The sequence below is a fragment of the Paenibacillus sp. H1-7 genome (assembly GCF_022354825.1).
In the GTDB taxonomy this organism is placed as follows: domain Bacteria; phylum Bacillota; class Bacilli; order Paenibacillales; family NBRC-103111; genus Paenibacillus_S.
Genome location: NZ_CP031168.1, coordinates 4,041,322 through 4,053,549, shown reverse-complemented (window position 1 = coordinate 4,053,549; position 12,228 = coordinate 4,041,322). Strand labels below are relative to the sequence as shown.

Annotated in this window: 14 protein-coding genes and 1 pseudogene; 3 read left to right on the top strand and 12 right to left on the bottom strand. The window is 46.2% G+C overall.

The features are described 5' to 3' along the window. Nucleotides 1-93 precede the first annotated feature (93 nt). Entirely contained in the window at nt 94-1,593 is a 1,500-nt protein-coding gene (locus tag DVH26_RS17970; RefSeq protein WP_239635132.1) for an endonuclease/exonuclease/phosphatase family protein, read from the bottom strand. Between the two features lie 264 nt (nt 1,594-1,857). Beyond that, nucleotides 1,858-3,090 (bottom strand): MFS transporter, encoded by a 1,233-nt coding sequence (locus DVH26_RS17965; protein WP_239635131.1) that lies wholly within the window; start codon nt 3,088-3,090, stop codon nt 1,858-1,860. A gap of 133 nt (nt 3,091-3,223) precedes the next feature. Between DVH26_RS17965 and DVH26_RS17960 the strand changes: the two genes are divergently transcribed. Further along, nucleotides 3,224-4,111: a LysR family transcriptional regulator gene (locus DVH26_RS17960; protein ID WP_239635130.1), complete on the top strand. Its 888-nt coding sequence runs from the start codon at nt 3,224-3,226 to the stop codon at nt 4,109-4,111. 96 nt (nt 4,112-4,207) lie between these two features. After that, complete coding sequence (locus DVH26_RS17955) at nt 4,208-4,957, top strand: GTP pyrophosphokinase (RefSeq protein ID WP_239635129.1); 750 nt, start codon at nt 4,208-4,210, stop codon at nt 4,955-4,957. A 167-nt stretch (nt 4,958-5,124) separates the two neighbouring features. Here the strand turns inward: DVH26_RS17955 and DVH26_RS17950 are convergent, their stop codons facing one another. From DVH26_RS17950 to DVH26_RS17905, 10 genes and pseudogenes are all read right to left on the bottom strand, one after another. Then, complete coding sequence (locus tag DVH26_RS17950; protein ID WP_239635128.1) at nt 5,125-6,021, bottom strand: 2-hydroxyacid dehydrogenase; 897 nt, start codon at nt 6,019-6,021, stop codon at nt 5,125-5,127. A gap of 16 nt (nt 6,022-6,037) precedes the next feature. Continuing rightward, the gene (locus tag DVH26_RS17945; protein WP_239635127.1) at nt 6,038-6,544 is read right to left on the bottom strand and encodes a hypothetical protein; all 507 of its coding nucleotides are present in this window, start codon (nt 6,542-6,544) and stop codon (nt 6,038-6,040) included. Between the two features lie 116 nt (nt 6,545-6,660). Continuing rightward, nucleotides 6,661-6,852, bottom strand: a pseudogene (locus tag DVH26_RS17940) (P-loop nucleotide/nucleoside kinase family protein); the annotation flags it as partial. 173 nt (nt 6,853-7,025) lie between these two features. Next, the gene (locus DVH26_RS17935; RefSeq protein WP_239635126.1) at nt 7,026-7,685 is read right to left on the bottom strand and encodes a zinc dependent phospholipase C family protein; all 660 of its coding nucleotides are present in this window, start codon (nt 7,683-7,685) and stop codon (nt 7,026-7,028) included. Nucleotides 7,686-7,801: 116 nt separating this feature from the next. Further along, entirely contained in the window at nt 7,802-8,227 is a 426-nt protein-coding gene (locus DVH26_RS17930; protein ID WP_239635125.1) for an NUDIX hydrolase, read from the bottom strand. Between the two features lie 136 nt (nt 8,228-8,363). Next, a complete protein-coding gene (locus DVH26_RS17925; RefSeq protein WP_239635124.1) occupies nt 8,364-8,903 on the bottom strand; it encodes a nucleoside/nucleotide kinase family protein in 540 nt (179 codons plus the stop codon). Beyond that, on the bottom strand, nt 8,893-9,642 hold the full coding sequence (locus DVH26_RS17920; RefSeq protein WP_239635123.1) for a metallophosphoesterase family protein: 750 nt from the start codon (nt 9,640-9,642) through the stop codon (nt 8,893-8,895). The genes DVH26_RS17925 and DVH26_RS17920 overlap by 11 nt, the downstream gene beginning before the upstream one ends. A gap of 18 nt (nt 9,643-9,660) precedes the next feature. After that, nucleotides 9,661-10,098: an NUDIX domain-containing protein gene (locus DVH26_RS17915; protein ID WP_239635122.1), complete on the bottom strand. Its 438-nt coding sequence runs from the start codon at nt 10,096-10,098 to the stop codon at nt 9,661-9,663. Nucleotides 10,099-10,322: 224 nt separating this feature from the next. Then, nucleotides 10,323-11,006, bottom strand: a complete 684-nt coding sequence (rpiA, locus tag DVH26_RS17910; RefSeq protein WP_239635121.1) for a ribose-5-phosphate isomerase RpiA — start codon at nt 11,004-11,006, stop codon at nt 10,323-10,325. A 102-nt stretch (nt 11,007-11,108) separates the two neighbouring features. Beyond that, nucleotides 11,109-11,639: a DinB family protein gene (locus DVH26_RS17905; RefSeq protein ID WP_239635120.1), complete on the bottom strand. Its 531-nt coding sequence runs from the start codon at nt 11,637-11,639 to the stop codon at nt 11,109-11,111. Between the two features lie 233 nt (nt 11,640-11,872). Here DVH26_RS17905 and DVH26_RS17900 point away from each other — a divergent pair, with 233 nt between their 5' ends. Next, entirely contained in the window at nt 11,873-12,163 is a 291-nt protein-coding gene (locus tag DVH26_RS17900; protein ID WP_039273287.1) for an ArsR/SmtB family transcription factor, read from the top strand. The last annotated feature ends 65 nt before the right edge of the window (nt 12,164-12,228 follow it).

The window sequence follows — 12,228 nt, the reverse complement described above, 5'->3', positions numbered from 1 at the left end:
AAAAACCGGCTTCCATCGTCATCTCACATGACAACAAAGGGAGCCGGTCGTTCGATTATTTAAGGTTGCTTAGGCGGGAAGAGGTAAATACTCTTAAGGCTGGGCTTGGCCCGGTGTAGGTGTCTGATGGGCCGCCTTCTTACGCATGATGCTATCCAGCGCATCCGGCTCCGAATAAATTACGGACTCATTCGCATTTACATCCAGGACTCCGTTATTATACTGGATTCCGACCAGATGTGCTCCGTCAGGTGATACAATACCAAGTGCCCGTCCCGTCGTAGCGACTCCGTTCAGTCCTTGGTTCTCTCCCGGCGTGAATACCGCCAACAGCTTATCCGCGGTCAAATCCTGCTCGGTTAACTGATAGTTTTGCCTGAAGTCACTGATATCCAATGCATAACAGCAGGGCTGCTTTTTGATCCAGATTACTTTCGTCTCCTTAGGCCTGATGATGCTGTCCGTACTATACTTGTCCTTCGTTATGACCCATTTGTTCGATTTGCCTTTATCAAACGGAAGCGCGGGATCGTAATAATAGTACAGCTTGTAGCCTTCCAGATCGATCTCGTGATCACTGTTATTGTAGATCTCGACATAATTGAAATTGCCCTTGCCGTTCGAATTAGGAACCACCTCCGTAATTTGCAGCGCTGTTGAAATTGGCCGCTTCACGACGGTTTCCCCGGTCTCTTTGCTAGCTTTTTGCAGGACGAAATCGACCGTTACAGGATAATGATCGCTCGGGTATTGACCGTCCAGAGTGGAGGTTACGATCTCCCCCCGAATGACGTTTACTTTACCGCGGTACAGGATCCAGTCGATCCGCTTGGAGCTTCCGCCTCCGATTGGATCTTTATAATTATGAAAAGTCCCCAGGGTATCGTTAACCCGCTGGTGCGCATCAAGGAAGGCATCGTGCAGTCCTCCGTCTATGAATGCCGAATAGGTAGCTCCTCCGGGATACGTATTGAAATCGCCCGTCAAAAGAACCGGAACGTTGGGATCGAACTCCTTCAACCTGTCGATGATTAATTGAGCGCTTCGCTGCCGCGCAGGTTCCGATTCATGATCCAAATGCGTATTGACCATATAAAACGTCTTGCGGTTGTGCAAATCCTGGAATCGCACCCAGCTGACCATTCTTGGAATCCGGTTGCCCCAGCCGGTGGAGCTAATAAGATTCGGTGTGTCGGATAACCAGAAATGATCCTGTTCCAAAGGCTTTAGGCGTGTTTTGTTATAAAAGATTGCCATATACTCGCCCAAGCTGCCGCCTTCTCTGCCAACGCCGATCCAGTCATATGCTGGCAAATCGCTCTCCAGATCCTTGATCTGCCTCTGAATGCCCTCCTGTGTCCCTATAAGATCGGGCTGCTCCTGTTCAATCAGCTGCTTCATAGCCGGACGCCGCTTCTCCCAAGGCTGATCGTCTGCCGCGTTGGCGGTCCGCAGATTGAACGTCATCAGCCGCAGAGGCCCCGAATCCGACGTACCCTCCGACTCAGCGCTTGCCGCTGCTTGACCCAGTACTTGTCCGAATGCAGCGAGCAGCAAAATAATAACAGCGGCTCTCATACGATACTTTCTCATTCTTTCTTGCCTCCTCGTCATAAGTTCGAGCTTGATTGGTTTCCCAACGTTTCCCATATCCGATCTTACCTTAAATCATGCGTTTCCGGTATTAACCATTTTTTAGATCATTGTCCCTTTATTATAAAATGTTGAATGTAAAAGATGCGAATGGCTGTACACGCTCGTTTTCTTTTGGTTAATGCCGTTAAATGAAAAACACCCCTATCGAAATCCATCGATAGAGGTGCAGAAAGTCCTCGGCCATCACTGTTATTATTTCGTTTAGCTTGCTTCCACCTTCACTTTACCAACCGGGGTGACGGAATGCTGAGCTTGCTTTTTATTTCCAATTTTCCAATGCAATACAAGCATGAACACAATTAATACAGCCAAGCCCGCAAACGGCTGCGTAAAGCTGCCTGTTACATCGTGTAGCCAACCTACGAATATCGGGCCGAACGCGCCGATAATATAGCCTCCTGATTGGTTCATAGCCGACCAAGCGCTTGCGGCTTCCGCGTTGCCGGTTTCGTCAAGCGGCAGCATCAGCGCCATCGGGAACAAGCCGCCCGCTCCGATTCCCAGCAGGATCGATACGATCCAAGGGCTGCCGCCCATCATGAACACCATAAATCCTGAAAGCTCTAGCAATGCGCAGCCCATCAACCAGTACATCCGTTTGGGAAAACGCTGCGTCAGGAACGGCAGCACCAAGCTTACAGGGATTTGAATGAATGTAAATAACGTTAGCACGCCTCCGGCAACCGACTTGTCATAGCCCATACTTTCCACAGCAGGCGCTAGCCACGCAGTAATGGAATAAAAGATGGTAGCCATGAGTCCGAAAAACAAGGTCAACAGCCATGCTCGCTTATTTCCCCATGGAATCCGTGCACTCGAAGCAGCAGGAGCCGCGGCCGCACGTCGGCTCGCTTCCGCCGGTTGCTGGTCATGCTGTTGGCCCGCTCTCGCCAATCTCCACCATATAGGGAGCGCGATCAAGGCAAACACCGCCCACAAAGCCAACGAGCCTCTCCAGCCGTTCAGCAGATGCTGAAACGGTACGGACAACCCCGCACTCAATGCCGCCCCCAGCACCATCGCCATAGAGTAAATGCCAACCATCGATGAAGCGCGGCCGGCAAAATATTTCTTGATAAAGCCGGACAGCAGAGGTCCTGCTATCGCAATCCCCATCCCCGCAACAAACGCGGTAATCAGGATTAGCAGCGATGATCCCGCGAAAACTCGAAGCACGGTCCCCACTCCGATCAGCAGTATCGCGAGAGTCAGCATCCTCTCGACTCCCCAACGTCTGCTTAGTTTCACCGCTGTTGGAGAAAATAGTCCCATACATAGAACCGGGATGGACGTCAGCAAGCTGGCGGCCGAACCGCTCATCCCCAGATCATCTCGTATCGATTCCAGAAGCGGTGAAATCGATGAGATAGCCGGCCGCAAATTTAATGATGCAAGAAAAAGCGCACATATCAAGTATCCATACTTGAAGCGCATGATTGATCCCCTACCTTTCACACTGTGTCATATTGGACTCCGGTTATTGTAGTGTAAGAGGAATCATACGATTGATCAATACAATTATTTCTATTATTATCATTGGTATCACCAATAATGGAGGGCTTACTTAATGGAGCTTCGACAATTGGAATATTTCATTGCCGTATGTGAGGAGCTGCATTTCACTAGAGCTGCCGAGAACATCGGTATTTCCCAGCCAACCTTGAGCCAGCAGATTCGCTCTCTGGAGGACGAGCTGAACATCCCGCTCTTCGACCGTGTCGGGAAAAAGATCGCCTTAACCGAAGCCGGCAAGATCCTCTACGATCAAAGCATTCAGATCATCCGTAATTTGCAGAACGTCAAAGACGCGATATCTGAGCTTCAGAGCTATCAACGGGGGTCATTGCGGATCGGGACGCTGCCTTCCGATCTCGATTATCGCATATCGGCACTGTTGGTGGACTTTTATCATGAGTTTCCCAAGCTCCAGCTCACCGTCCGCTCATCCGTGGAAATCGTCGAGCAAGTGCTGGAGAATGAAGTGGATATTGGAATAGGGATCATGCCTTATCCCGACGACAGACTGGTGCGAATCCCGATATGTACGGAAGAGTATGTGCTCGTCGTCTCCGAGAATCATGCGTTGGCCCATCTGGAGTCCATAGCGCTCCATGAGCTGCGGCATATCGAGATGGTCATGTTCCCCAAGGGCATGATCGGACGGGAGATCGTCGATAATTGCTGCCGCGAGCAGGGATTTACGGTCACCGCGACGATGGAGACGTCCTCCATCACTTCTGTCATCCATCTAGTGCGGGCTAATATAGGGGCAACGGTACAGCCGCAGCCGCTGATTCAATCGATGAACGAGTCCACGCTTCGCTGCATTCGTATTGAGGATGAAGCCCCCACTCGGAGCCTGGGCATTATATATCGCAAGGACCGTTTTCTCGGCCACGCGGCTCAGGCTTTTATCGGCAAAGTACAGCAGTATTTTGCACAGTATACCCCATAGAGGAGCGCAATATTTGCTTTCTGCTCCGCGGTTATATTATGCTTTTGACTAGGATACCAAATTGAATCTCCGGATTCGCTGGAAAGGGGCTTTACCGTGAATACATTGCCTATGGAACAATTCCGCAAGTTTAAGAATGAAATCACGCGATTTTTAATGGCCTATAAATTCGCTCTGGACGCATTCGAGACCAAGCTCGAAATTTTAAAGGAAGAGTTTCAGCTTTTCCATGACTACAACCCGATTGAGCATACGAAATCCCGGCTGAAATCGCCCGAGAGCATTTTGAAGAAGCTGCACAAAAAAGGCCATGATATATCTCTCCCCAGCATCAAGAACCATATCCAGGATATTGCCGGGATCCGTATTACGTGCTCATTCATCTCGGATATTTACCGGATCAGCGAAATGCTGCAAAACCAGGGCGACTTAAAAATAATCGAGATTGAGGACTACATACAATATCCGAAGCCGAACGGCTACCGTAGCCTCCATATGCTCGTGGAGATTCCTGTCTTCATGTCCGACCGTCAGGAAAATGTTTGCGTCGAGGTACAGATTCGGACCATCGCGATGGATTTCTGGGCCAGCCTCGAGCACAAAATCTACTATAAATATAACCGGACAGTACCGACCCGTTTGCTGCAGGAACTCAAAGAGGCATCGGATTCCGCCGCCGCGCTTGATCTGAAGATGGAGCGTCTGCATAATGAAATCACGGAAGTGAAGGAAGCTCAGACCGGAGAGCTGCGTGAGGAGCTGAAGCAGATCAGCATCAGCAACCAGCAGTACCAGCTGCCGGAAGCTCTGCTGCGATTGATCGGCGATGTTCCGGTAAATGAATAATCGTGCCGTGAATGCACGAAAGCCCGGGAAATTCATTCCCGGGCTTTTGTTTTATTTCCCCAACAATATTTCCTGGGTAAGCGCAAAAATCGATTCCAATCGCCGTCAGCCGTTCGTTTTTAGCGATTTTTGTTGACGCGTTGGGATATATGCATTCAGCAGTCGGCTTATCGCAGGTAATAATGGATGGCATTGTCGATTAAATGCGAATTCATTACAAATAATGTCTCTCTTGTATAGTACGCATGATGCGGAGTGCAGATAACATCCGAACGCAAGCATATCCTTTCGTTAACGGCAGGCTCTACTTCAAACACATCCAGCGCCGCGCCGAACAATCTGCCGCACTCCAGCGCTTCTTCCAAAGCGGTATGGTCTACAAGCTTTCCTCTCGCCGTATTGATCAGCATGGATCCATGCTTCATCAGTGCAATACGTTCTCGGTTCAACAAGGGGGTATTCGCAGCACGGGTCGAGGCATGGATCGTAACAATATCCGCTTCCTTCAATACATCCTCCAGCGGTATCATTCCGTCCGCATCAGTGCCCTCTTTTGCAGCGAGTAAGATGGTCATCCCTAAAGCTTTGCCGATAGCGGCTACTCTTTGTCCGATGTTTCCATATCCAATAATACCCAGCTTCTTACCATACAGCTCAAGGTTGGGTTGCAATCCGTCCCGCCATCGTCCGCCTATGACATTGTTGTGAGACTGGAGAATTCGTTTGGAAAGAGCGAAAATTAAGGCGAACGTATGCTCAGCAACCGAATGTTCACCTGCCTGGGGAATGCCTGTAAGCGTGATTCCCAGCTCTTCCGCCGCTCTTCGGTCGATATAGTCGGTGTTGTGAGCTCTAATTCCTATGTACTTGCATTTAGGAAATTCTCTTATTAGTTGATGATTCAATCGGGTATGAATGAGCAGCAGCTCCGACTGCTTGATATGAGCTGAAAGCGGCTGGGAGAAATCTACGTAGATTACATCAAAACAATCCTGTAGTCTGGCATGCTCTTCCGGAGATAAATGAATGTTGTGATCTACCGCACATATGGGCTTTACTACCATAATCGCCCTCCCTTCCTCACGGAACGCTTTTATACAGCACTTCATCCTTCACATTCGTCCCGACAATGGCAAAAGGAAGCAGCGTTTGAGACCGATCCCTCACTGCGTAAAAAAACCGGACCCCGTCGTAATTCGAGTATACGATATCGTCTGATTTTCCGTTAAATGTAACTTTAGTGATGTTGCTGTTGTTGATCTGCCCCACGAGCAGTGTCGTGTTGTTCCTCTCGCTGACTCTCCAGTCAATCTGGTTCCCTTCTTTTATATGAAAGAAAGGCCTTACCATCGTTACTTCATTTCCCTCCATACTGACAGCGTATATTTTGTCACCTGACACCGGTTTTACGAATAAGATGCGTTCCGTAGCGGTAATAATCTCTTCCTTCAAGCTGTTTTTTTGCAGGATGTCGCTTATGCTGGATTGCAAAACTTCAAATGAATCCACTCGAAAGTACTTCATATACACAAACATACCGATTCCTAATAACAGCAGGAATACCGCAGCATAATAAATCTTCCGCATCGTCCCTCCCCCTTTTATATTTCTGGTTCTAACAAACATTCATGTTATTAAATAATGATTCTGGCTCCTAAAATAAGTGCTAGACAACGGATGAATCGTTCATATACTCAAGAACCGATTCGAGCCCATTCAATAGAATAAGAGACGTTGCCGGTATCTTTATTGTTAACGCTCTCATTCATAGCCTCCATTAGCGCGGTCTTGACCACATCGTGGTCTATCACAACAGCTCCTGTATGCTTTGCAATGGATCTGGCCAACGTCGACTTGCCAGAGCCCGGAAATCCGGACATTTGCACCAAAAACAAACGAATCCCCACCCTTCATACTATATCGGCAAAAGTCTTGCAGATGTTCAGTATTTCCAACCCTTCTCCATACAAATACAAATCCTTATATATTATATCAATATATGAAAATAATGGAACTTAAAAAAGGTTTACCAAACCCATACCGGATTGGCAAACCTTTTCTCAACGTTTTATTTCAAGGTTTCCTGTCCGATAGGGAACTTGGAATCCCATGTTTGCAGCACGCGGATGATTTGTTGAACCGTATCTTTGCAAAAAGCATCAACAATAGGCTCTGTTATATAACGCGGGGCAACCCCGGGCTCTGTCGCAATCAAATCGAACCAATGCACGATTCTTAATCGCCAGCAATGTATTTCGTCAGCTGAGAGATAGGGCTCCGGGTTGTAAGACGGTGTTTGTATTAACTGCTCCCACACACGATTTTTCCAAGGTTTTGTGCGGTAATAATCAAAATCAATTTGGTCCGTATCCGTGTAATAAGCTTTACGGATCGAATCGGGATCTAACCCTTCTTCCATGGCCCTTTCCTTAAAAGGCCTGTAAACCTGATGCAGCCAATAATAATCGGTCATCAAATGAGCAAAATAGCCGCGTACAAACCATCGCCACGACTCATCATCGGACAGATGCAGGAGACGGTGATATTCTTGTCGGGAGTAATCCAATGATTCTCCTTGAGCTTCAATGTCCAGGTGGGTAAATTTCTTATCTTCTCGTGTTGTATGCTTCCTCATGTGAATCGCATCCGGCGCTATACTTCCAAGAAGGAATGGCGCGGGAACGTCTTTCTCATCGAACATGCTCACAGCAACTTGCAGATGAATCATTGGCAGCGGCATCCTAAGCAATCACCCCTTTGATTATATTCATCTACAAACTTACCACTTTTATCCATATATAGGAAGACATAATGTAATGATAATAGGCTGATATCGTTATGTAATTAATTCAGCAATCCTCTTGCTCTAGCCAAAAATAACCCAATAGCCAATCTCGAATCCGTCCATGTATGATTGGCTATTTTCTTGAATGCCTCATCGATACTTACATAAATCACCTCGATGTCTTCGTCTGCATCCAAATTTTGTTCAACCTTGCCAATGATCTTATTCGTAAAAAATAAAGTAATGACGATAGGGCTCGTCGGAATGCTGAACGTACCCAAGGGGATCAATTCTTTGGAAATCAGGCCTGTTTCTTCTCTTAACTCACGGATCGCACCAGCAGCGATGTCTTCGTGCTTTTCGATTCGCCCGCCTGGCAGCTCGTAAGTTGGCCCTTTCTTGCCGGCTCTTGATTGCTTAACCACGACAAGTTGATTGTTATGAATGACGACAATTTTTGCTCCTCTAATTTCAACCTTGTCCATGTCTCCTCCTTAGATGGCTTTTGCCGCGGCAATGAAATCATTCCTTGTTATCCATAGTTCCCATTATTTGGGCCATCGTATTCGTGCCGATCCCGTGACAGATTCGCCGGCCTTTTTATCCAGGCAGTTCTTTAACCTATTTAACCTTTTCCAGCACTTGTTTAACAATGGTGTCGACAGGCAGACACCCGTCAATAATGTAATCACTGTTCGGTTTTATTGTGTTCAGCATCTCCAAATAAGCGAACCTCCCGCGAGACAAATAACCCTTCATATCCACCTGCAGCTCATCCATAGGAGAATCCGCAAAATTTCTCATGATTCGTCTTGCCATCGCTACATCCAGCGGAGTATCAATAAAAACCGTATAGTGAATATATCGACTCATCCCGTGATGCATATAAGCGAAGGGATAGTCGAGAATAATGTAATCCAGTCCTTGCTCCGCCAAGGAACGCTCTACATCTTCTATCAACGGCTGCAAGTTCCACGCATTATAATCCGCTCCCTGTTCAACCCAATCGCAAACATCATCCGGTACCCCGTCGAAATCGTAATCATCAAAATATAATGCCTTGGAGTTGGGCAATCTGTTAAGCAGTTCTTTGACGGTAGTTGTTTTGCCGCCGCCGGACACCGCTGCTAGGGCAATAACTTTTGGCTGCTCATTCCTCATGCGCCACTCCGCCTTTCGGTACCAGATGCTGATTTCCATGAAAAACATTCAAAATAAACGAGCGGTCCGGCACCTGCAGCCGTTCATAGGATTGTATAAAATCCGTGTTATCATAAGGCACTTCTATTAAGCTAGGATCCAAACGGTTCACAGACAGGTCCACAATGCCGTAACGCGCAATCGGTTCATGATGACAGCCTAACGCACCTGGGTTTAAATAGAGCCTTGCGTCGGTCTTAAAATAATGTACCGGGTGGTGATGACCGAAACAAACGAGATCATATCCTGAGTTCAAATAACGGGTATCTAATTTGTCTCCACTGGGTTCGTTGTCGATCGCATCGAGTTTATCGTTTGTCCTATGGTAATGGACCATCAAGATCTGATGGCCCTCTGCTTTCCATTCCAGAGATACAGGCAGCGCCTGCAGCTTGGGAATCCATTCCGGATTCAATCGACTCGCAATCCATTCATGATGCTTGGCAGCTTGTTCATGCCCGGACAGTATTCCTTTGCCCGCTAAGATATGAAGAACTGCTTCTTCATGGTTTCCCGACAAGACGGACATATCGTCCCGGCTAAAAATCATCTCAAGGACTTCATTTGTATATGGCCCAATACCAATCATGTCCCCAAGACAGTAGATATGGGAAATCGACTTCCGTCGTTCGATATCCTCCAGTACCGCTTTCAAGGCCGGGTAATTGCCATGCACATCCGTAATGATAGCTATTTGCATCAGGATCGGATCACCTCGTCATTCTATTTCACCTATATAAACGCGCTCTTGCCGTCCCTCTTTGTAAGCCACCGCTATGCGTTGTCGGAGCTCCACGGGAAATAAAGGTTCATTCAGGACGTTTTCCAAGCTAATCCATTCTACGCCTACTTGAGCGTCATCCCTGTTGAATGGTACCTTATGCTTTAGATTCACTAGTTCAGCCTTAAACATAAATTCGATTCTATGAATCCCTTCATCCTTAAAGCATTCCCTTACAAAAAGCAGATCGTGAACCTCGATCTCATAACCGGTTTCTTCTCTGCACTCTCGGACGAGGCAGTCTTGGAGCTTCTCTCCGGCCTCTTGTCCCCCTCCGGGAAGTAAATAGAAGAAGCCCGATTCATCCGCAAGCTTGGTCACAAGCAGCTTTTGATCATGTATGATGATGGCTTTGGCTGAATTTCGTATTTTCAAGGTTCGTGACGCACCTCACGTTATCTTATAATCAATTACTTGATGTACCTGCTAATCACAGTGTTCGACCAGATCTGGACTTCGATATATCTCTCCGGACCTTTCGATCCATTCTTAGTTCCATTCCTGCGGCCAGCCGTTCTGTTCTATTACATTCATTATTTCGTACTTGTTGTATACGGTTCCTCTATATGGTTTCCCTCATGTTTGTCAGCTGTGGCAACTTAATTCATGCTATCCGCACTATCAATTAGTTCCACACTGCCATCGAGATGCCCGACAATGACTTTACTCGCCATACTAGGAAACAAACCATTTTCGACCACACCTGGCAACAGATTCAACTGTTTATGGAGCTCTATGGGATCCAGAATTTTGCCAAATTCACAATCGACGATGAGATTGCCGTTATCGGTCACGAAAGGCTTTCCCTCAACGGTTCGGATGGTCGTAATGCAATCAAGCTGCTGTATTTGACGGATAGTTAAAGACTCCGCAAAGGGAACTATTTCGACAGGCAGCGGAAAACGGCCCAGATGCTCCACCTTTTTGGACTCGTCCACAATGACGATAAATGTCTTGCTGTTCGCAGCGAGTATTTTCTCTCTGAGCAGCGCACCGCCTCCGCCTTTGATCAGGTTAAGCTGGCTATCGACCTCGTCCGCGCCGTCTATCGTCACATCAATAAGCTCAATATCCGAGAATGGCACAAGAGGAATTCCCCCTTGCTTGGCAAGCTGCTCTGAATGGTTGGAGCTGGCTACGGCGCGAATATTCAACCCTTCCCGAACTCTTTTTGCCAACGCTTCGATTGCCCAATAGGCTGTAGATCCGGTACCTAGTCCAACTATCATACCGTCTGTAACATATTCTATCGCTTTATCAGCGGCTAGCTTTTTGGGATTCATCGCGATCACTCCTCCATATGGTTCCCATATTATACCACTATTTTTAGCGAGAAAAAAAGCAAAGCAGCCCTATGGCCGTCGCTGGTTCAAAGATAAAAATCTTCAATGAAACGTTCCCGTAATGCTATTCTGACTTTCACTTATCCATTTTGTTAGTAATACAATTTGTCCTGTATGATAACTATAATGCTCACAGACTTGAACTAGCATAGTTTCAATATCCTTTGAATAATGAGCTTCCGTTTCAAGTGTGGAACGTACAAGCATTTTGTTCCAATCTTCGATAGAATAGTATATGGTTACACTTTTTTGAAGATCCGTTTCCTTCAGTCCTTCAAGAATGCCGGATGATTGCCGTCTTACATCGTGAAGCAGCTGCAATAAATCTCGGCCATTCATTCCATTGTTTTCAAGAAATTCTCGTGATCTCGTTCGCTGAAAAGGCAAGTTTCCTATACCGCTAACAAAATGCTGATATTCATTTCCTGCCAAATGCAAACATAAATTGCCGATGCTATTCATGGTTGGTTTAATCTTGTACCAAATCTGTGCTTCTGACAAAAGGTTTATACAGGCTTCAATTCTACTTAGCTGTTTGTTCAATTCATTAAGAACCACAGTGTTTAATTTCAATGATAGCCCTCCTTATCGTATAATAATAATTTATATTACATATTTATACATTACGATATCCTTCCTATACCCTTCAAGTAAAAAGATAATCGCTCCATCTCTAAATAAAAAGGGTATTCGGATTTTATGGTGGAGACAAAATCAAAATCAAAACATTTCACTTAAAAATCGGAGAATATGGTGGTATTTTTCTAAAGACTTGATTTGTAGCGATATCTTAGTACAATGGTTTTATGACTACTCAAAAAATAATAAATGATGAGCTCAGAGTCAAAATATTTAAGGCGTTAGCTGATGAAACAAGATTGGACATCATACGAGCTCTATACGCCAGCAAGAAGGAGATGAATTGTGGAGAAGTAGGACACATTCGCGATACTACGAAATCGAATACTTCGTATCACTTGCGTACTTTAAAGGAGGCGAAATTGATCAAGGTACGAAAAGAAGCTCAAGCAAAGTATATGAGCATCGATTTGGAGACATTTCAAACTTACTTACCCGGGTTTCTGGATACGTTGTAGAAAGAAATTCTTTTTTTTTTCATTAGTTCAATAATCTTTGAACTATAGAACTAACTACAAAGGGT